Genomic DNA, 22059 nt, shown 5'->3' on the forward strand with positions numbered 1-22059 from the left:
CCTTCCTTTTTTTCGTCCTTACCTTGATTTTCCATAGAAAAATATCTAAAATGAGAGATGTAATTATAGAATATTTGTTTATAAAAGCAGTAAAGAAAGTGGAGGAAATCATGACTGAACATTATTCAGATCCCAAATTAAAGATTTTTTCTTTAAACTCAAACCGACCATTAGCTGAGAAAATTGCCAACGCAGTAGGCGTTGAATTAGGAAAATGCTCAGTGAAAAAATTTAGTGATGGAGAAATCCAAATCAATATTGAAGAAAGTATCCGTGGTTCTCACGTTTATGTGATTCAATCAACAAGTAATCCAGTAAACGATAACTTAATGGAATTATTAATTATGATTGATGCATTAAAACGTGCTAGTGCAGCAACAATCAATGTCGTAATGCCATATTATGGTTATGCTCGTCAAGATCGTAAAGCTCGCTCTCGTGAACCAATCACTGCCAAATTAGTAGCTAACATGTTAGAAAAAGCTGGGGCAACTCGTATGTTAACGTTAGATTTACATGCGGCACAAATTCAAGGTTTCTTTGATATTCCGGTCGATCATTTAATGGGTGCTCCATTATTAGCAGATTACTTCTTAGATCATGGTTATGTTGGAGATGACACAGTCGTTGTTTCTCCAGACCACGGAGGAGTGACTCGTGCTCGTAAATTAGCAGAACACTTAAAAGCACCAATCGCTATTATTGATAAACGTCGTCCACGTGCAAACGTTGCTGAAGTAATGAACATCATTGGGGATGTAAAAGGAAAACGTTGTATCTTAATTGACGATATGATTGACACTGCAGGAACGATTACTTTAGGAGCGAGCGCTTTGAAAGAAGCTGGCGCAACTGAAGTTTTAGCTTGCTGCACACATGCGGTTTTATCAGGACCAGCTTTAGAACGTATTGAAGATTCAGCAATTGAGCATTTAGTTGTGACAGATTCAATTTGTTTATCAGAAGATCGTCGCATCGATAAGATTACAGAAATTAGCGTTGGCGGATTAATTGGGGATGCAATCAAACGCATTCATGAAAATCGTCCAGTGAGTCCACTTTTTGAACAAAATCGTCGTTAATTTTAAACGAACCAAAGAAAAAAACTGGAGTCTTTGTACTTCGGTTTTTTTGTCTTTTTTGTTTGGTATCTTTCTATAAAATAGGTATAATGAAAATATAATTTCCCAAGGAAGAAGGGTGGACATGTCAGGAAAACTACGGTACATTACGGGGATTGATGGCTTAAGAACGATTGCTGTGGTCTTCGTTTTACTATATCATTTATTACCTCAATATTTCCCAGGAGGCTTTATCGGAGTGCCTCTATTTTTTGTGATTTCTGGGTACTTAATGACTGCAATTTTATTAAAAGAATGGAAAGAAACGAAAAATATTCGTATTGGTAATTTTTATAAACGTCGTATTGCTCGTTTGTGGCCACCGTTGATTGCCTTTTTTGTGGCTGCTGGAGCGATTATCATTTGGATTAATCCAGACTATTTAAATCACTTCCGTTCGATTGTAGTGACCACGTTATTGGGAGTGAATAACTTTTGGCAATTAGCAAGTGATTCTTCTTACTTTGCGAAGATGAGTGAATTATCTCCATTTGCTAATTTATGGTCTTTATCGATTGAAAATCAATTCTATTTATTATGGCCGATTGTTTTTATTTTCGCTTTCCGTTGGTTACAAAAAGCACAATCGGACAACGAAGCACAAAAACGTCGTCGTATTTTAACTGGAATTTTAATTGGTGGAATTATTCTTTCTGCCATTTTTATGGGAGTCAGCTTTAAAACGTTAGGCTTGAACCAAGCGTATTACAATACATTATCTCGTGTATACCCAATGCTTGGAGGAGCATTATTAGCTTTTGTTTTAGAATTTTGTGGTCGAATCCATGAATTTTTAAGTCGTTGGGGCGGATTATTCATCGGCTTTAGTACCGTGCTTTTATGTATTGCGCAAGCGTTAACGTTAAAAGGAGAAGCAGGAAGCACTTATTGGTTAGATTTACCTCTTAATGCCATTATTTGTACTTTATTATTAGGAAGTGTTATTGCCTGTAAACCAGTCAATCGTCTATTTTCTAATCCTGTGTTCCGTTATATTGGTTCACGTAGTTATGAATTATATTTATGGCAATATCCAATCATTGTTTTATATGGAAAAATGGTAGGAATTACTGGGAAGCATTTATGGCTTCATGTTTTAATTCAATTGGCACTTGTCTTTTTATTTGCTGAAATCACACATCGTTTTGTTAGATTCTGGCAAATGGAAGTGCGCACTTATCGTAAACACCGTTACTTTGTTGATAAAAGAATGTTCCTTACTTTATTAGCGGTTGGAGTCTTATTTACAGGTAACTTTGTTTATGCTTTTGTCAAAGCACCAAACCAAAAGAAAAATGCTGAACAAGTGAAATTAGAAAAACAATTGAATAGTAAGAAAGAAAAATTACAAAAAGCCAATAAAGAAATCAAAGAAAAAGTAAAAGAGAAGAAAAAAACTTACCCACAAAATGAAGAAGTGGTGAAATATGCTAAATCCATTCAAGTTCCAGGGGCAACAATGACCGATGAAGAAATTAAAGATTGTAACAACATCCCAATTACAATTGTGGGAGATTCTGTGTTAGTAGGAGCTTCTTCTGATTTCCAAGGATTAGATGCTTTATGCTACATCGATGCTAAAGTGGGACGTCAAATGCAAGAAGCGGTGTCAATTTTACAACAATTAAAAGATCAAAATATGTTACAAGAAAATGTAGTCTTGAATCTAGGAAATAATGGCGAGATTGAAGGTGGCACAATGGATGAAATTTTAAAAATTGTTGGTAAGAGAAAATTATTCTTAGTTAATACCAATGTTAAACGTTACTGGCAACAAGAAGCCAATGATGAAATGAAGACCGTCGCTGACGATCATAAAAATGTTTACTATATCGATTGGAAATCTATCGCTGACCAACATCCAGATTGGTTTAGTGAAGATGGAATTCACATGGGACCTTTAGGGAACCAAGTTTATACGAACTTAATCTTGAAAAATATTTTAGCGGCAGAAAAAAGTGATTCCTAATATGCTAAAATAGAAGGAGTAGAGGAGTGAAGTTATGCGTAAAGAATTAATGGCAGGAATACAGTGCAGTATTCTACCGGAAAAGAAATTTAAAACGACCCAGCTATGTGTTCGTTTTCGTGCTCCATTAACGTATGAAAACCTAAATACACGTTCTTTATTAGCTGCGGTAATGGGAAATAGTGCGAAAAATTATCCAACGATTCAATCGTTAAATGAACGTTTGGCCGATGAATATGGAGCTAGCTATCAAGCAAGTAGTACTCGCCAAGGGCAAGACCAAATCGTAACGTTCTATTTCCATTTTGTAAATGATCGTTTTTTACCAGGAGAAACGGATGTTTTAGGAACTATTTTCACTCTCCTAGAAGAAATCTTGTTCCATCCTGCAGTAGAAAATGGAGCTTTTGATGCGACAATTTTAGAAAGAGAACGTCGTAATTTATTAGAATACATGCAAATGGTCATGGAAGATAAGCAAGATTATGCGATTTTACGAATTCAATCTCTACACTTTAAAGAGTTAGCACAGGCCGCACCTTTTTACGGTACGATGGAAGGAATTTCTCAAGTGAGTGGAGAAGAGTTATATCAAGCGTACTTATCGATGTTGATGAATGATGCGATGGAAATTATCATTTCTGGAGATGTCGATGAAGAAGAAATCTTTGCGCGTTTAGAACAATTTCCATTCACACCACGAGAAGTGGAACTTTGGTCACCTTTTTATCGTCAAGAACAAGAAGAAGATATTTTAGAAGAAGTAGAGACTCAACGTCTAACACAATCCAAACTAGCGTTATGCTACCAACATCCATTTTATTATGGAACTCCAGATTATGAAGCATTCTTAGTCTTCAATGGTTTATTTGGTGGTTATCCTCATTCTAAATTGTTTATGAATGTGCGTGAACGTGAAAGTCTAGCGTATTATGCTTCTAGTCATACGGATGCTTATCGTGGAACGTTATTGGTTCAAGCAGGAATCAATAAGAAAAATAAAGAATTTGTTTTAGATTTAATTGATCAGCAACAATATCTATTACAACAAGGAGATTTTTCCGAGGAAGATTTAGAAAAAACAAAAGCATTATTATGCAATCAATATCGTGCGAGTTTTGATCAACCAAGAAATCTCATCGAAAAAGAAAGTCGTCGTTTACGCTTCTTAGAAGTGGAAGACCAAGACTTTGAAGCGAAAATTCAAAAAGTAACTCGAGAACAAGTACAAGAAGTAGCGAAGAAAATTACGTTAGAAACGATTTATTGTTTAGAAGGAGTCGACGATGAATAAGATTGAATACGAATCATTACAAGAGACGGTCTATACAGAAACGATGGCCAATGGGCTAAAAGTAACGGTGATTCCAAAACCAGGATTTAATAAGACTTATGGCTTATTTACCACTCACTATGGTTCTGTCGATACAAAATTTGTACCGATTGGATTAGAACAATTTGCGACGGTTCCGGATGGAGTCGCTCACTTTTTAGAACATAAGATGTTTGAAAAAGAAGAAGGCGATGTCTTCCAAAAATTTAGTGCTCTTGGCGCCTCTGCAAATGCCTTTACTAGTTTTACTAGAACTAGCTATTTATTTTCAGCAACACAACATGTCCTAGAAAATATTGAATTATTACTTGATTTTGTGCAAACTCCTTATTTCACAGAAGAAACAGTGGAAAAAGAAAAAGGAATTATCGCACAAGAAATTCAAATGTATGAAGATAATCCAGATTGGCGTTTGAGTTTTGCGGTGCTAAAAAACTTATTCCCTGATCATCCTTTACATGTGGATATTGCAGGAACGGTAGAAAGCATTCAAGAAATTCGTCCCGAAGATTTATACATGAGTTATGATACGTTCTATCATCCAAGTAATATGCAACTATTGGTTGTCGGAGCAGTAGATCCAGAAGCAATTTTTGCGACCGTGCGTAAAAATCAAGCGCAAAAAGAATATATCGCGATGCCAGAACCTACTCGTTATCATTATGTTCAATCCAAAGAATCTATCATTCATGAAAGCACGTTAGAAATGGAAGTTTTCCGTCCAAAAGTGGTCGTTGGTGGACGTTACTTTGGACCTTTCCCAGAAGATCCGAAAGAGAAAAAACGCTTCGAGTTTGCGGCTCGTTATGGTTTAGACTTACTTTTTGGCGATACGAGTCCAATTTATGGAGAATGGTATGAAGAAGGAATCATTGATGATAGCTTCTATCATGACTTCAATTTAGAAGAAGATTTATGTTACTTTGAATTAGGGGGCGATAGCAATGATCCGCATCGCTTTGCTCGCCTATTAGAAACTGTTCTTTTCAACTTACCATTACAAGTAATTACTGAAGAACGCTTAGAACGTTTGAAAAAACGTCATTTAGGTCGTTTATTCCATTCTCTAAACTCGGTAGAATACATCGCAAATCATTATGATGAAGGCGAAGGTGTGGTTTTATTTGACCATCCAGAAATTATCAATTCTATCACTTTAGAGGATGTAAAACGAGCATTGAATCAAATCATCGACTATGATACGATGACAAAAGCATTTATTATGCCGGTACAACAAAGAGAGGAGTAGCGCATTGACTTTAGGAGAAAAATTAAAAAAAGCTCGGGAAGAGAAACATATTTCACTTGCAGAAATGCAAGAAAAAACAAAAATTCAAGCGCGCTATATTGAAGCATTAGAAAATGACGACTATCAAAATCTACCAGGAGAGTATAATACGCAATTATTTTTACGTGCTTATGCTCGTCAAGTAGGTCTAGATCCAGATCAAGTCATTCGTGAATATCAAGGAGCTCCCATTGATGATAATTTAAAAGCTTATGAAGCGACAGCGACTCGTGGGACAAGAAGTCAACAACAACCAAAAGAAAAGACATGGAAACGATTCATTCCGGCGATGATTTTAGTCGTGATTTTCTTGGTCGTAGTTGGTAGTGTGAGCTATGCGTTTATTAGTCAACATAAACGTTTTGAAGCGAATAATGATATGAATGCGGAATATAGTGTAGATAATGAAGTGAAAGAGCCAAAAGAGGCTAAAGAAGAAAAATCTGCACCAAAAGATGCGGAAAAAGAGAAAAAAGAAGAAAAAGCAAAAGAATCTGCAGAAGCAAAGAAAAAAGCAAAAGAAGATAAAGAGAAGAAAAAAGTTAGTGTAGAATCAAAAGCGGTTAGCACTAACCAAATCAATGTCACGGCAAAAGATATTAAAGGAAAAGCAACCATTACTTTAAATGGTAGCGGTGGACGTTGTTGGGTGAGTGCTGTTGCTGGTGGACAATCTTTATTCCAAGGAGTAGTAGAAGCTGGAGCACAACAAACGATTAATGTGCCAGAAGATACAAAAAATGTCCAATTACAATTAGGAAATGCACCAATGATTGGTGTCCAATTGAATGGTAAAGAAATTAACACCAGCCAACCAACATTATCTAAACAATTAACCTTAAGCTTTGACTTAAGTTATTTGAAAAATTAAGGAGGAACCACTTTGAATTTACCAAATAAATTGACGGTTTTACGTATCTTTTTAATTCCCGTCTTTATGATTTTTGCGCTTGTTCCTTTTCCAATGGGAAGCGTATCTATTTTAGGAACAAAAATTTTAGTGACTCAATTGATTGCCGCACTGATTTTTGCGGTAGCTAGTGTTACCGATTGGTTAGATGGATATTTAGCTCGTCGTGACCATTTAGTTACAAACTTTGGGAAATTTGCGGACCCATTGGCAGATAAAATGTTAGTAATGACTGCATTTATCTTATTAGTTCAACAAGGAATGGCACCAGGTTGGGTCGTTGCGATTATTGTTTGTCGAGAACTAGCCGTAACTGGATTACGTCTAATTTTAGTAGAAGAAGATGGAGAAGTATTAGCCGCAGCTTGGCCAGGAAAAATTAAAACTGCAACACAAATGTTAGCGATTATTTTCCTATACTTAAACAACGTCTTCTTTAATAACTTACATATTCCAATGGCGCAAATTTTACTTTATGTCTGCTTATTCTTCACTGTTTATTCTGGAATTGAATACTTTGTGAAAAATAAAGACGTCTTCAAAGGATCAATGTAAGATGAATTTAGAAGAATGGAAAAACGAATTTGCCAACAAAGGTTGGACGTTAAGTGTCATGGAGAGTTTGACGGCAGGAGGTTGTCAAGCTCTCCTAGGTTCTATTCCTGGGATTTCTGCTGTCTTTAAAGGTGGAGGCGTATCTTACACAAATGAAGCGAAAATGAAATTTGGTGTCTCCAAAGAGGTTTTGGCTACCAAAGGGGCAATTAGTGCTGAATGTGCCAAAGAAATGGCAGAAGCCATTCGCCAATTTATGGGAACCACTTGGGGATTGAGTATGACAGGAGTCGCTGGACCGACAAAGGCAGAAGGAAAACCAGTAGGTACGGTTTTTATCGGTTTAAGTAACGGAGAAACCACTAAAGTTTGGCAAGAACATTTTTCTGGATCTCGAGCAGAAATCCAGCAACAAACGATTACTGCAGCTTGTCGCCATTTAATGGAAACAAGTATAAAATAAAAAAGGAAAGAGGGGAAAGTTATGGCAAAAAAAGAATTAGATAGTCGTGAGCAAGCACTAGAAGCTGCGATGAAAGAAATTGAAAAAGAATATGGTAAAGGCTCTGTCATGCGTTTAGGAGATAAAGCCAATACACAAATTGATACCATTTCTTCTGGCTCTTTAAAAATTGATGAAATTTTAGGAGTAGGTGGTTTCCCACGTGGCCGTATTATTGAAATTTATGGGCCAGAAAGTTCAGGGAAAACTACCTTTGCGTTACATGCGATTGCTGAAGCACAAAAAAATGGCGGGAAAGCAGCCTTTATTGATGCAGAACACGCATTAGATCCTGTATATGCTCAAAAATTAGGAGTTAAAATTGAAGATTTGATTTTATCTCAACCTGATACTGGAGAACAAGGATTAGAAATTGCAGATACATTAATTTCTAGTGGAGCGATTGATATTATCGTTATCGACTCTGTAGCAGCCTTAGTTCCACGTAGCGAGATTGAAGGAGAAATGGGCGATACTCATGTAGGGTTACAAGCTCGTTTAATGTCACAAGCGTTACGTAAATTATCTGGGGTGATTAATAAAACAAAAACGGTTGCGATTTTCATCAACCAATTGCGTGAAAAAGTAGGCGTAATGTACGGAAACCCAGAAGTTACTACGGGTGGACGTGCGCTGAAATTCTACTCTACGATTCGTATGGAAGTTCGTCGTGGAGAAGCAATTAAAGATGGTACAGAACAAATTGGTAGCAAAGCCAAAGTGAAAATTGTGAAAAATAAAGTAGCACCACCATTCAAAACTACAGAAGTAGACATTATGTATGGAGAAGGAATTTCTCGTATCGGTGAATTATTAGATGTAGCGGTCGATAAAGATATCGTGAATAAGAGTGGAGCTTGGTTTAGCTACAAAGACGAACGCATTGGTCAAGGTCGGGAAAATGCGAAGAAATACATTTTAGAGCATGAAGACATGCACCAAGAAATTTACGATCGTGTTCGTGCTGCTCTTTTAGGAACGGGAGAAGAAGATGAAAAAGAAGTGGAACCCGTTGTAACAGAAGAAACGTTAGAAATTTCAGAAGATTAAGAGAAAACTCTAAGGAATTTTTCCTTAGAGTTTTTCTTTTGTTTATGGATAAATAATTGACCAATAAGCGGGTAACGATTAAAATAAAACATGTACATAAAACAAATGAGGTGGATGAATAATGACAATAATTATCCTTCTCGTTGCGATTATCGTTGCAATCGCTATGTTTTTTGTCGGGAAAAATGTCGCTGATAAAAAACATACAGAACAATTAGCAGCAGCGAATGCTAGTGCGGAGTCCATCGTTGAACAAGGACGCCAAGAAGCTGCGACGTTAAAAAAAGAAGCGTTATTAGAAGCAAAAGAAGAAAATCAACGCTATCGTGAATCTGTAGAATCAGAATTACGTGAACGTCGCTTAGAAATGAAAACGCAAGAAGCACGTCTGACCCAAAGAGAAGAAAATTTGGATCGTAAAGATACAACGTTAGAAAAACGCGAAACGTCTTTAGAAGAAAAAGAAAATAAACTTGATGCTCGTCAACGCCTAGTAGAAGCCAACGAGAAAAAAATGGAAGAACTCGTCGCTCAACAAAAAGCGAAATTGGAAGAAATTGCTCAGTTAAGTAATGCTGAAGCCAAAGTGCAAATTATGACTGAAGCAAAAGCAGAAATGACTCATGAATTAGCTGTAATGGTAAAAGAAGAAGAACAAAACGCTCGCGATAATGCAGACCGTATTGCTCGTAATATCGTCGCTATGGCAATCCAACGCTGTTCGGCTGATTCAGTATCAGAAACAACAGTATCGGTTGTTTCTCTGCCAAATGACGAAATGAAAGGACGTATTATCGGACGTGAAGGTCGTAATATCCGTACGTTAGAAACGTTAACTGGGATTGACTTAATCATTGATGATACGCCGGAAGCGGTCGTTTTATCTGGCTTTGACCCTGTGCGTCGTGAAATTGCCCGTATTGCCTTAGAAAAACTAATTCAAGACGGTCGTATTCACCCTGCTCGTATTGAAGAAATGGTCGAAAAAGCGAGAAAAGAAATGGATGAACGCATTCGTCATTACGGAGAAGAAGCTATCTTTGATCTAGGATTGCACGCGATGCATCCAGATTTAGTAAAAATTGTCGGCCGTATGCATTTCCGTACAAGTTATGGCCAAAATGCATTGGATCATTCTATTGAAGTGGCTCGCCTTGCAGGAATGATTGCGGCAGAATTGGGCGAAGATACAACCTTAGCAAAACGTGCTGGTTTACTTCATGATATCGGTAAAGCCGTCGACCATGAAGTAGAAGGCTCTCACGTAGAAATTGGGGTAGATTTAGCAACTAAATATGGTGAATGTGAAGAGGTAATTAACTCTATTGAATCTCACCATGGAGATGTAGAAGCTACTTCTGTTATTTCTGTGATTGTAGCAGCTGCAGATGCCTTATCTGCCGCTCGTCCAGGAGCACGTAGTGAATCATTAGAAAACTACATTCATCGTCTAGAACGCTTAGAAGGCATTGCCAATAGCTTTGAAGGAGTAGAAGAAAGCTTTGCCATTCAAGCGGGTCGTGAAATCCGTATTATGGTAAAACCAGATATGGTTTCTGATGATGAAGCTGTGTTATTAGTCCAAGAAATTCGTCGTCGTATTGAAGAGGAATTAGAATATCCAGGACATATTAAAGTAACCGTAATTCGTGAAACACGCGCGATTGATTTTGCAAAATAAAAATGAACAGGATTTTAGAATTTCTAAAATCCTGTTTTTATTTAGAAGGGGAAGAAAAATGAGAATATTATTTGTCGGAGATGTGGTAGGCCTGCCAGGGCAAGAGATGATTCAACGTCATTTAGGAGCGCTAAAGCGAGAATTACGACCACAGTTGACGATTGTAAATGGGGAAAATGCGGCACTCAATGGACGAGGAATTACCAAGGACATTTATAAAAAATTATTACAAGAAGGGGCCGATGTCGTTACATTAGGAAACCATGCCTGGGACCAAAAGGAAACAAAAGAATGGATTGATGAAGCGAAAAAAATCGTGCGCCCATTAAATTATCCTGTGTCTTATGGTCAAGGAAGTGTTGTTGTGAACGTAAATGGTGTCAAAGTACAAGTCATCAACGCTCAAGGAAGAACGTTTATGTTGCCTTTAGATGACCCATTTTTAGCTGTGGAAAAAGAAATAGAGAGAGAAAAGGAAGCAGAGATTATTTTTGTCGATTTTCATGCTGAAACAACAAGCGAAAAACAAGCTTTTGCGCATTATTTTGATGGAAGAGTAACTGCAGTTTGTGGTACACATACTCATGTCCAAACCAATGACGCTCGTTGTCTACCAAAAGGGACCGCTTATGTAACGGATGTGGGTATGACAGGACCAGAAGATGGTATTTTAGGAATGAAAAAAGAACCAGTTATTGAGCGCTTTTTAACCAATTTACCACAACGTTTTGAAGTGGAAACCTCAGGTACACGAGTGTTAAGTTATGCTGTGATTGATATTGATGACAAAACAAAACAAGCGAAAAAAATCGAAGTACAAAGGATTGTAGAACCATGGAATTAGAAATTGAAAAGGCATTAGATGTGATTTGTGCTCAATTAAAAGAAAATGAAGTGGTGAAAAATTACCAAAATGCTAAAGCAGAAGTCTTAGCCGAAGAAGAAGTGGTCGAGCTACAAAAAGAAGTAGAACATTGGCAAAAAGAAATCGTGCAAAGTGATTATTTTGCTAAGCCAGAAGCTAAAAAAGTAGCTCATCAAAAAGCAGATGAAGAAATGAATCGATTACAAGAAACGATTGAGGTGCAATCCTATCAAGCTGCTCTACAAGAGGCAAATGACTTGGTACAAGCGTTAACGAAACGTTTAGAAGAAAACTTGGAGGAACCATTATGAGTCAAAAACAAACCCCAATGATTCAGCAATATCTTGCGGAAAAAGAAAAACAACCCGATGCGTTTTTATTTTTCCGGGTGGGGGATTTTTATGAAATGTTTTTTGAAGATGCTAAAAAGGCATCTCAATTACTAGAACTAACTTTAACTGCGAAAAACAAAAATACGGATAATCCAATTCCCATGTGTGGAGTTCCTCATCATTCGGTACAGAGCTATATCGACACGCTTGTCGATCAAGGATATAAAGTGGCCATCTGTGATCAAGTAGAAACGCCACAAGATACAAAAGAAATGCTAAAACGAGAAATCGTCCAAGTGGTGACTCCAGGAACAAAAATTGACCAAGAACGAGGCGAAAATAACTACTTAACTTGTATTGAAACGAGTAGCCAAGGGTATGTCTTAAGCTATGTCGACCTTGGGACTGGAGAATTACAGTGTACAGAATTAGAAACAGAAGAAGAAGTTATCAATGAATGTGGACAACTCCAAACAAAAGAAGTAGTGCGAGTACACCCCTTGCCTACGTCTTTAGAAGAAAAATTAAAAGAACGATTCTCTTTAATTTTTTCTGACCATGAGGCAGGAGAAATCAGTCGTTGGTCTTCTTTATTAGAAAACATTGTTCGACCAGAATTACGCCAATGTATCGCGGATTTATTAGGGTATGTCGCCGACACGCAACAATGTAATTTGGATCATTTACAACCAGCACAGTATTACCAAGTCGATTTTTATTTACAAATGGATTATTATTCTAAATTCAATTTAGAGTTGAAAAAGACCATCCGTACAGGAAAAGCGGAAGGAACGCTGTTTTGGTTATTAAATGAAACAAAGACGGCAATGGGAAAACGTCAATTACAACGTTGGATTGACCGTCCACTCGTTAAAAAAGCAGAAATTGTAGCTCGCCAAGAACAGGTTCAAATCTTGATGGACCATTACTTTGAGCGTCAACGCTTAGTGGAATGCTTTAAAGGAATTTATGACTTAGAACGTTTAGTCAGTAAAGTCGCATTGGGACGAGTAAATGCTAGAGAATTAGGACAATTAAAACAAAGTTTACAATATTTACCAGAAATTATTGATCTTCTAGAAGAAATGGAAATTCCTACGGTGAAGCATTGGAAAGGCTATCTTCCTTCTTTGATGGAATTGACGGATGAATTAGAACAAGCCTTAGTTGAAGATTTACCGCTATCAACACAAGAAGGAGGCATGATCCGCAAAGGATATGATGCCACACTCGACCAATATATTGAAGCGACTGAAAATGGAGTGCAGTGGATTTTAGAATTAGAAGCCAAAGAGCGTGAAAAAACAGGAGTGAAAAATTTACGCATCAAGTTTAATAATAATAGTGGTTATTATATTGAGGTTTCTAAAGCAGCCGCCAAACAAATTACTGATGAGCGTTACATCAAAAAGCAAACTTTAGCCAATAGTGAACGCTTCTCAACCGTTGAGTTAAAAGACTTAGAAAAAGTACTACTAGAAGCGAAAACTAAACGAATTGAACGAGAATATGAGTTATTTGTGACTTTAAGAGAAAAAGTAAAAGCGCAAGGTCCATGGTTACAGCGTGTCGCAGAAGAAATTGCGACGTTAGATGTGCTACAATCTTTTGCTGTACTAGCAGAAGAGCGCAACTATTGTCGTCCAACGTTCAATGAAGAACATGAATTAAAGATTATTGATGGGCGCCATCCGGTCATTGAAAAAGTAATGGGAAGTAATGAATACGTACCTAATGATATTGTGATGGATAAAAATACTTACGAATTATTAATCACAGGTCCGAATATGTCAGGGAAAAGTACGTATATGCGTCAATTAGCATTGACGGTCATTATGGCACAAATGGGTTCTTTTGTTCCAGCAAGTCAGGCGAAGTTACCTTTATTTGACCAAATTTTCACTCGTATTGGGGCTTCGGATGATTTATATTCTGGAAAAAGTACTTTCATGGTTGAAATGATGGAAGCTAGTGAAGCTCTAAGAAAAGCTACTCCAGATAGCTTACTATTGTTTGATGAACTAGGAAGAGGAACTGCTACCTTTGATGGAATGGCACTCGCTCAAGCTATCATTGAATATATTCAACAGCGCGTAAAAGCGAAAACTCTATTTTCTACACACTATCATGAATTAACGGTGTTAGCCGATCAGTTTTCAGAGATTAAAAATATTCATGTCAGTGCGAAAGAAGAAAATGGACAATTAATCTTTTTACATAAAATGCAACCAGGAGCAGCAAGTCAATCTTATGGTATTGAAGTAGCTCGCTTAGCTCAATTACCAGAAGAATTACTGATACGAGCAGAAGCGATTTTACAAGAGCTTGAAAGTAAAGAAATGACTTCTACTGTTGTCGACACAGTTCAAGAAACAAAACAGGAAAACATAGATAGTTCTAAGGAAGACACCATGTCGACTGTCGATATGGTAGCAGAAGAACAACTTTCTTTATTTCAAGAAGAAGAAGAAAAAGTACCTGATTTTTGTCAGGAATTAGAACAATTAGATTTAATGCAAACGACTCCTTTAGATGCATTACTATTATTGCATCGTTGGCAAAAAGAATGGAGAGAACGTTAATGGCAATTCAAGAATTAACTGAACAACTATGTAACCAAATTGCGGCTGGAGAAGTGATTGAACGTCCTTCTTCTGTTATTAAAGAATTAGTCGAAAATGCGATTGATGCTAAAAGTACTCAAATTGAAGTTCAGTTCCAACAAGCAGGACTCGCATTTATGACAGTTATCGATAATGGCGAAGGGATTCCTGCCTCAGAAGTAGAACTGGCATTTCATCGTCATGCGACAAGTAAAATTAAAGATGAGACTGACCTTTTTCGAATTAAAACCCTAGGCTTTCGAGGAGAAGCTTTGCCTTCGATTGCTTCTGTAGCGAAAGTAACGTTACAATCAACAGAAAGAGGAGCGACAGAAGGAAAAGAGATTGTCATTGAAGGCGGAAAAGTATTAGAAGAAAAAAGTGCCGCAGCCCGTCCAGGGACAAAAGTTACAGTTGAAAATCTTTTCTTTAATACTCCTGCTCGTTTAAAACACTTGAAAAGCGAACGAACAGAAAAATCTCATATATTACAATTAATGCATCAGTTTTCCTTTGCTCATCCAGAAATTCAGTTTCGTCTTGTTGAGTGTTTTGGGGATGGAAAACAAAAAGTATTATTCCGCACGGCAGGAAATAGCAAATGGGATCAAATTATGGGCGCAATCTATGGTCCAGCAATGATGCGCCAAGGCTTTGAAATTCATGCTGAAAATTATGAATTCACTATGGATTGCTTTTTGACCTTGCCTAGTGAAACACGGGCAGATAAACGAAACTTAGTTTTTGTTTTGAATGGACGAGTAGTAACAAACCCAGCGCTATTGCGTGGAGTATTAGCTGGATACGGAAAAACATTGATGATTCAACGCTATCCATTAGGAGTTTTACGTATCCAAACAGACCCGCAATTGCTCGATGTCAATGTGCATCCGACAAAAAAGGAAGTGCGTTTTAGCAAAGAAGAGCGTTGTGCAGAGTTTGTAGAAGAAGAGATTGCACGTTTTTTACGTCAACAAGAACAAATTCCTACTCTTTCTGGAGAATATCGAAATCAACAGGCAATTCAAGAAGCTGCTAAAGCAATTGAAGAGGAGTGGGCACTGCCAGAAGATACCCATCCAAAAGAAGAACGAGTGGAAGAGGCTCCTGTATTTTCCACTCCTTCTTGGAAAGAGGAAATACTTCCTTTAGAATCTGATGTAGAAGACGATACAGAAGAAGTGAAAGAAGTGCACAACGAAAGTGTAAAAGAAGCTCCTGTATCTTCTATTAAAGAAAAAGAAGAAGTGGTTTTATCTTTACCAAAAATGGAATACTTTGGGCAATTGCACGGTACTTATTTATTTGCACAAGGAGAAGATGGACTTTATATCATTGACCAACACGCTGCTCAAGAGCGAATCAAATATGAATATTATCGCAAAGCAATTGTCAACTGGGGACAAGAAAAGCAACAATTAATGATTCCACATATGTTTACTTGTTCTTTAGCTGAAAGTTATCAGTTAGAGGAACGAAAAGAAATATTAGCATCCGTTGGTCTAAGTTTGGAACCTTTTGGCGAAGGAAAATGGATCTTACGCGAAATTCCACAATGGATGCAAAAAGAAGAGGCCAATTTCATCGATGAATTGATTTTTTCTGTAATTAATGGCAAAGACTGGACCGTTGAAAAATTACGCGAAGACACAGCGATTATGATGAGTTGTAAAGGGTCTATTAAAGCGAACCATGCGCTAAGTGAAGCGGAAGCACGATTATTAATTGAACAATTAAATGAATGTGAAGAACCGTATCATTGTCCACATGGTCGTCCGGTCATGGTTCATTTACGACCTTATGATATCGAACGCTTATTTAAACGAATTCAAGATTAGAGGAGAAATTATGTACGAATATATTAAAGGAACAGTAACAATGATTACTCCTGGGTATATCGTTGTTGAAACTCAAGGGATTGGCTATAAAATTTTAGTCCCAAATCCGTATTCTTTTCATCAAGAAGAAGCAGTACAAATCTATATTGAGATGATTGTGCGTGAAGACAGCCATACGCTTTATGGCTTTTTACAAAAAGAAGAAAAAGAAATTTTCCAAGCTTTATTACAAGTATCAGGAATTGGGCCCAAAAGTGCCTTAGCGATTATGGCTTTTGGGGATTTAAATGGATTAGTCGCTGCCTTGGAAGAAGAAAATATTACTTATTTGACCCGTTTCCCAGGAGTAGGTAAAAAAACAGCCCAACAAATGATTTTAGACTTGAATGGCAAGTTATTACCAAAAGAAGAAGTTAAAGCACCGGTCAGTGCTTCTCCTGTAGTAGAAGAAGCAACGAGTGCGTTACAAGCTTTGGGATATAGTGAAAAAGAAGTGGCTCGTGTAATGAAGAAAATGAAGGATGAGACGTTTACTGATGTTCAAGCTTGCATCAGTCAAGCGCTTCGTTTAATGGTTGAACGCTAATGGATGAACGATTAGTCACTCAAGATTGGTCGATAGAAGATGGAGAAGAAAAAAGTATTCGTCCTTTATCTTTCCAAGAATATATCGGACAAGAAAAATTAAAAGAGGAATTAGAAATCTATATTGCGGCCGCAAAACATCGAGATGAGCCCCTTGATCACGTGCTGCTTTATGGACCTCCAGGATTAGGGAAAACTACGATGGCCAATATTATTGCCAATGAATTAGGAGTAGGTTTCCAAGCAACCAGCGGTCCAGCGATTGAAAAATCTGGCGATTTAGTTTCTCTATTAAATGAGCTACAACCAGGAGATGTGTTGTTTATTGATGAAATTCATCGTTTACCTAAATTAGTCGAAGAAATGCTATATACTGCAATGGAAGACTACTATGTCGATATTATTGCAGGGCAAGGAGAAATGAGTCATCCGATTCGTTTTCCTGTGCCTCCTTTTACCTTAGTGGGAGCGACTACAAGAGCAGGAATGCTTTCTGCTCCTTTACGCGCTCGTTTTGGTATTTTAGGGCATATGGAATACTATAGTGAAGAAGAACTAGCTACGATTTTATTCCGTTCAGCAGCGATTTTAGAGACAGAAATTGATTTTCCAGGCGCAAAAGCATTAGCGTGTCGCTCCCGTGGCACCCCTCGTATCGCCAATCGTTTATTGAAACGAGTGCGTGATTATGCACTAATTCGAGGCGATGGGATGATTACAGAAGAAATGACACAATCTTCTTTATCTTTATTGGGCATTGATGAAGCAGGATTAGATGCGACCGACCAACAGTTATTAAAAACGTTGATTGAAGATTATCATGGGGGTCCAGTGGGGATGAAGACGCTAGCGATGAATATTAGCGAAGAGTATGAAACCTTGGAAGATATGTATGAGCCTTATCTTTTACAACAAGGATTTTTACAACGTACGCCTCGAGGAAGAATTGCGACAAGAAAGAGCTATGAACATTTTGGTTATCCTTTTCCTGAGGAAGCATAATTTTTGAATTTTTCAAGGGAGTTTCTTATAATAAAAATGTAAGAAATGAAAAGGAGAGATTTAAAATGGAATTGAAAAAAGAATTAGAAACATTGGTGGCTGAAGCGAAAAAAGAAATGGATCGTTTAGCAGATCGTCGTCAAGAAGAGTTAGGAAACGGTATTAACTACGTTGAAAACGAAATGCAAATCGAACATTTAAAAGGTGAAATCGAAGGATTACAAGAAGCTATCGATCGTTTAGCTTAATAGAATAAAAGGAAGAGTCCAGATGGTTCTGGGCTCTTTTTTTGTCTTTTGCCCCTTAGTTTCCATAATGATATAATGAACATAATGATTTACAGAAGAAAAGGAGATTGAAGATGACAAAAAAAATTAATGTAGATTTATTAATGGAAGATATTTGTGATACTGTCACTGCTTATGAAGATGTCGCAGGAATTATTTTATCTGCACAAGTCGATATGGAAGGTAAAGTAGACCGTGTCGGTATGTTTTTAACTTTTGATACTGTAGAACAAGCATCTTTATATGGTGAATTTGAAGTATTTGACTTTGATTTAGAAGGCGTACAAGTCTTATATGATAAAGTAGTCATGGCCTATGCTCACTTAGATGTGAACTTATTAGTACAAAATTAAGGAAGGTGCGCTTGATGACATTAACAACAGAAGATTTTGATTTTTATTTACCCGATGAATTGATTGCTCAAACTCCTTTAGAAAATCGTGACCAATCAAGAATGCTTGTATTAGACCCAAATACAGGGGCAGTAGAAGATAAGCATTTTTATGACATCATCGATGAGTTAAATCCTGGGGATGCTTTAGTAATGAATGACACTCGTGTGTTACCTGCTCGTTTACATGGAGTAAAAACAGAAACTGGTGGACATCTAGAGGTTTTATTATTACATAATACAGAAGGCAATGTTTGGGAAACTTTGGTGAAACCTGCGCGTCGTGCAAAAGTTGGAACAAAGATTGACTTTGGAGATGGTCTATTACAAGCTACTGTCGTAGAAGAATTAGAACATGGTGGACGCATGATTGAATTTTCTTATGATGGCGTCTTTTTAGAAATTTTAGAACAATTAGGAGAAATGCCTTTACCTCCTTACATTAAAGAACGTCTAGAAGAACAAGACCGTTACCAAACGGTGTATGCGAAAGAAAATGGTTCTGCTGCAGCACCGACAGCAGGATTACATTATACGCCAGAATTAATGCAAAAAATTGAAGAAAAAGGTGTAAAAATCGTTTATGTAACCTTGCATGTAGGTCTTGGTACTTTCCGTCCTGTCAGTGTCGATCAGTTAGAAGACCATGAAATGCATAGCGAATTTTATCGTTTGACACCAGAAGCAGCACAAACCTTAAATGAAGTACGCGATGCAGGAGGAAAAATTGTCGCTGTAGGAACGACATCCATCCGTACGTTAGAAACGATTGGGACAAAATTTAATGGTGAAATTAAGCCAGATAGTGGGTGGACTAATATCTTTATTTATCCAGGATATGAATTTAAAGTAGTAGATGCATTTAATACTAATTTCCATTTACCAAAATCAACATTGGTAATGCTAGTAAGTGCATTTGCTGGGCGAGAAAATGTATTACATGCTTACCAACATGCGGTAGAAGAAGGATATCGTTTCTTTAGTTTTGGTGATGCGATGTTCGTCCGCCCAAAGAAAAAATAAAGCCAAGTATAGGAAACGAGTATAGGAAATAAAGGAAAAATAATGAAATTGAAAAATGAATAAGAAAGGTTAATATAGAATATATTATGAAGAAATTATCAATTATTATTCCTTGTTATAATGAAGAAGAGACAGTCGATTTGTTTTACCAGGGAGTAGAAAAAGTAAAGTCGCAATTGCCAATATCTGTTGAATACGAATATTTGTTTGTTAATGATGGATCAAAAGATCAAACGTTAGCGCGTTTGCGCGCGTTGCAAAAAGAAGATCCTGAGCAAGTGCATTATCTTTCTTTCTCTCGTAATTTTGGTAAAGAAGCTGCACTCTATGCTGGATTACAACGTTCTACAGGAGATTACGTAGTTGTAATGGATGCTGATTTACAAGACCCACCAGAAATGTTAATTGAGATGATGAACTTATTAGAAGAAGATGAAAACTTAGATTGCGTGGGTACACGACGAATGAATCGTGAAGGAGAACCGGTTATTCGTAGTTTTTTTGCTAATTGCTTCTATAAGATGATTAATTGGATTTCAGAAACAAAAATGTTGAGTGGTGTGCGTGATTATCGGATGATGCGTCGTCCAATGGTAGATGCAGTATTGGAACTGACTGAAGTGAATCGTTTTTCTAAAGGAATTTTTAGTTGGGTTGGTTTTGAAACGAAATACTTATCTTATCAAAATGTTGAACGTGTAGCTGGAGAAACTTCTTGGTCTTTTTGGAGCTTGTTCCGTTATTCCCTAGAAGGGATTGTTAATTTTTCGGATGTTCCTTTAGTTTTATCAACGATTTTAGGATTAATTACTTGTCTCGGTGCTTTAATTGGCTTAATTGTAATTATTACAAAAACTTTATTATTTGGTGATCCTACAGCAGGCTGGCCTTCATTAGCTTGTATCGTGTTATTTATTGGTGGATTACAACTTTTTTGTTTGGGTATTGTTGGTAAGTATATTGGTAAAATTTTTAGTGAAACTAAAAAGCGACCAATTTATATTGTAAAAGAGGAGAAATAGCATGAATGAAAAGAAAAAAACAAAAATTATTTTTCTTTGCTTCCTTTTTTTATCTATATTAATAACGATTGTTCCTATTTTATCTTCAAAAGAATTAGGAATTGTTCGAGTAAATGACTTTAATTTTCATGCCTCTAGAGTGGAGAGCATGATAAATTTGTGGAAATCGCCAACGAACTTTCGTTTTTTCCATCAATATGGTGCACCAACTAATTATTGCTATCCTTGGTGGACTCTTGTCCCTTGGTTTTTATTCTATATAATTACTCATAAAATTGTATTGAGTTATTTTTGTTTTATTGGACTTTTAACACTAATTACATTATGTACTTGTTACTATGTAGCAGTAAAGATTACAAATAAACAGGGAATTGGAATTATTTTCGCAATTTTCTATTCTTTTTCTTTCTATCGTTTATATAATATTTTTTATCGTTTTGCTATTGGAGAAACAATAGCTATGACATTCCTACCTATTCTTCTTTATGCATTATATAAAATTTTATATAAAAAAGAAAATCAATATTGGTTTTTATTGACTATTGCAATGACTTTGACAGCATATACACATTTACTTTCATTATTATTTTATACTATTTTTTTAGTTTTATTTTATATTGGAGCTACGTTCATTGGTCAAGTTCATATAAAAGAATGGTGGTCTTTAATTAAGGCAGGAATTTGGAGTGGGATTTTATCTTTAGGTAGCTTGATACCTATGATTGTAATGTCTGCACAACATAAATTATTTACTCCAGAAAAAGGAGATGTCTATGAAAGGGCATTGACAGGAGAAGATTTTATTTTTTCACATTTAGAATTAGTATTCAAAGGTAATCACTATACTATAGGAATTTTTCTTTTTTTATGTGTATTTATTGTATGTTGGCGTTGGAAAGATTATAACTGGTGGGGGAAAGAATTAATTATTTTTTCTATCTTAGGATTAGTAAGTACAACAAAATTAATTCCTTGGGATAAGATACAACCTACTATTTTAGGAAGTATTCAATTTCCTTGGCGATTATTAGTTTTTCCAACATGTTTTATTTCATTATTGATTGCTATTTCTTTTTATAATTTATTGAGTAGAAAAAATTTCTACATAATGGTATCTGTATTATATCTGATGGTGAATATAGCAACAATTGTAGAATATTATAGTATTACAGCTAATAAAAATACATTTTATACCCTTCATTCAGAAAAAGTGATACAAAATAGTTTAGTTAATAAATCTAGATGGCTTGGTTCTGGACGAACTGATTATTTTTTAGATAAAAGTATCCCTTATTATAAAAATTTTAAAAATCATAGAGTATATATAGATCATCATTTCAAAAAAGTAAAGACTAAAGTCGCAAATAGCCAAATTTTATTCACTATTCCATCAGATAAAGAACAAGAAGTAATTCTTCCTGTAGGTGCATATAATTATATGCATGTATGGGTGAACGGAAAACCAACATCTTGGAAAGAAGGGCATACAGGTGGTATTAAGATAAAGGTATTTGAAGGAAATCAAAAAGTTTTAGTAAAAGCTAAAAATCCAATTTGGTACCTTCCTTTACAAATTTTTAGTTTTATTGGCCTTTTAGGATTTACTATATTCAATATTAAAAAAATTAAAAAAAGAAAGCGTTAAAAATTAGTCAGAAATCCTACGATTTCTGACTTTTTTGGTATAATAGAAGAGAATATA

At 36.3% G+C, this 22059-nt stretch carries 20 protein-coding genes; all 20 read left to right on the forward strand.

All coding sequences use genetic code 11. The features are described from left to right. The first annotated feature begins 110 nt into the window (after positions 1 to 110). The 20 genes from C683_RS05095 (at position 111) to C683_RS05190 (ending at position 22002) form a co-directional block, all read left to right on the forward strand. Positions 111 to 1082 (forward strand): ribose-phosphate diphosphokinase, encoded by a 972-nt coding sequence (locus tag C683_RS05095; RefSeq protein ID WP_009491589.1) that lies wholly within the window; start codon positions 111 to 113, stop codon positions 1080 to 1082. A gap of 124 nt (positions 1083 to 1206) precedes the next feature. Further along, positions 1207 to 3090: an acyltransferase family protein gene (locus C683_RS05100; protein WP_009491600.1), complete on the forward strand. Its 1884-nt coding sequence runs from the start codon at positions 1207 to 1209 to the stop codon at positions 3088 to 3090. 34 nt (positions 3091 to 3124) lie between these two features. Continuing rightward, positions 3125 to 4384, forward strand: coding sequence for an EF-P 5-aminopentanol modification-associated protein YfmF (gene yfmF / locus C683_RS05105; RefSeq protein ID WP_009491602.1), 1260 nt, complete (start codon positions 3125 to 3127; stop codon positions 4382 to 4384). Then, the gene (gene yfmH, locus C683_RS05110) at positions 4377 to 5672 is read left to right on the forward strand and encodes an EF-P 5-aminopentanol modification-associated protein YfmH (RefSeq protein WP_009491604.1); all 1296 of its coding nucleotides are present in this window, start codon (positions 4377 to 4379) and stop codon (positions 5670 to 5672) included. The genes yfmF and yfmH overlap by 8 nt, the downstream gene beginning before the upstream one ends. Positions 5673 to 5676: 4 nt before the next feature. Next, positions 5677 to 6582 (forward strand): helix-turn-helix domain-containing protein, encoded by a 906-nt coding sequence (locus C683_RS05115; protein ID WP_009491606.1) that lies wholly within the window; start codon positions 5677 to 5679, stop codon positions 6580 to 6582. Positions 6583 to 6594: 12 nt separating this feature from the next. Next, positions 6595 to 7176, forward strand: a complete 582-nt coding sequence (gene pgsA / locus C683_RS05120) for a CDP-diacylglycerol--glycerol-3-phosphate 3-phosphatidyltransferase (protein ID WP_009491613.1) — start codon at positions 6595 to 6597, stop codon at positions 7174 to 7176. A 1-nt stretch (position 7177) separates the two neighbouring features. Next, on the forward strand, positions 7178 to 7639 hold the full coding sequence (locus C683_RS05125) for a CinA family protein (RefSeq protein ID WP_009491615.1): 462 nt from the start codon (positions 7178 to 7180) through the stop codon (positions 7637 to 7639). A gap of 21 nt (positions 7640 to 7660) precedes the next feature. Further along, on the forward strand, positions 7661 to 8728 hold the full coding sequence (gene recA / locus C683_RS05130; RefSeq protein WP_009491616.1) for a recombinase RecA: 1068 nt from the start codon (positions 7661 to 7663) through the stop codon (positions 8726 to 8728). Positions 8729 to 8849: 121 nt separating this feature from the next. After that, positions 8850 to 10409, forward strand: coding sequence for a ribonuclease Y (gene rny, locus C683_RS05135; RefSeq protein ID WP_009491617.1), 1560 nt, complete (start codon positions 8850 to 8852; stop codon positions 10407 to 10409). A gap of 58 nt (positions 10410 to 10467) precedes the next feature. Beyond that, positions 10468 to 11253, forward strand: a complete 786-nt coding sequence (locus C683_RS05140) for a TIGR00282 family metallophosphoesterase (protein ID WP_009491618.1) — start codon at positions 10468 to 10470, stop codon at positions 11251 to 11253. Further along, complete coding sequence (locus tag C683_RS05145; protein ID WP_009491619.1) at positions 11244 to 11585, forward strand: YlbF family regulator; 342 nt, start codon at positions 11244 to 11246, stop codon at positions 11583 to 11585. The genes C683_RS05140 and C683_RS05145 overlap by 10 nt, the downstream gene beginning before the upstream one ends. After that, the gene (mutS, locus tag C683_RS05150) at positions 11582 to 14188 is read left to right on the forward strand and encodes a DNA mismatch repair protein MutS (RefSeq protein WP_009491634.1); all 2607 of its coding nucleotides are present in this window, start codon (positions 11582 to 11584) and stop codon (positions 14186 to 14188) included. Before C683_RS05145 ends, mutS begins: the two co-directional genes overlap by 4 nt. Beyond that, on the forward strand, positions 14188 to 16047 hold the full coding sequence (gene mutL / locus C683_RS05155) for a DNA mismatch repair endonuclease MutL (protein ID WP_009491635.1): 1860 nt from the start codon (positions 14188 to 14190) through the stop codon (positions 16045 to 16047). Before mutS ends, mutL begins: the two co-directional genes overlap by 1 nt. A 10-nt stretch (positions 16048 to 16057) precedes the next feature. Continuing rightward, complete coding sequence (gene ruvA, locus C683_RS05160; RefSeq protein WP_009491636.1) at positions 16058 to 16633, forward strand: Holliday junction branch migration protein RuvA; 576 nt, start codon at positions 16058 to 16060, stop codon at positions 16631 to 16633. Further along, positions 16633 to 17634: a Holliday junction branch migration DNA helicase RuvB gene (gene ruvB, locus C683_RS05165; RefSeq protein WP_009491637.1), complete on the forward strand. Its 1002-nt coding sequence runs from the start codon at positions 16633 to 16635 to the stop codon at positions 17632 to 17634. The genes ruvA and ruvB overlap by 1 nt, the downstream gene beginning before the upstream one ends. Positions 17635 to 17699: 65 nt before the next feature. Further along, the gene (locus C683_RS05170) at positions 17700 to 17882 is read left to right on the forward strand and encodes a hypothetical protein (RefSeq protein WP_009491638.1); all 183 of its coding nucleotides are present in this window, start codon (positions 17700 to 17702) and stop codon (positions 17880 to 17882) included. A gap of 113 nt (positions 17883 to 17995) precedes the next feature. Next, positions 17996 to 18274: a hypothetical protein gene (locus C683_RS05175; RefSeq protein ID WP_009491639.1), complete on the forward strand. Its 279-nt coding sequence runs from the start codon at positions 17996 to 17998 to the stop codon at positions 18272 to 18274. A 14-nt stretch (positions 18275 to 18288) separates the two neighbouring features. Continuing rightward, the gene (gene queA / locus C683_RS05180) at positions 18289 to 19335 is read left to right on the forward strand and encodes a tRNA preQ1(34) S-adenosylmethionine ribosyltransferase-isomerase QueA (RefSeq protein WP_009491640.1); all 1047 of its coding nucleotides are present in this window, start codon (positions 18289 to 18291) and stop codon (positions 19333 to 19335) included. Between the two features lie 86 nt (positions 19336 to 19421). Further along, complete coding sequence (locus C683_RS05185) at positions 19422 to 20357, forward strand: glycosyltransferase family 2 protein (RefSeq protein WP_009491641.1); 936 nt, start codon at positions 19422 to 19424, stop codon at positions 20355 to 20357. Between the two features lies 1 nt (position 20358). Continuing rightward, the gene (locus C683_RS05190; RefSeq protein ID WP_009491648.1) at positions 20359 to 22002 is read left to right on the forward strand and encodes a glycosyltransferase family protein; all 1644 of its coding nucleotides are present in this window, start codon (positions 20359 to 20361) and stop codon (positions 22000 to 22002) included. The last annotated feature ends 57 nt before the right edge of the window (positions 22003 to 22059 follow it).

The organism is Catellicoccus marimammalium M35/04/3, from assembly GCF_000313915.1.
Taxonomy (GTDB): Bacteria; Bacillota; Bacilli; order Lactobacillales; family Catellicoccaceae; genus Catellicoccus; species Catellicoccus marimammalium.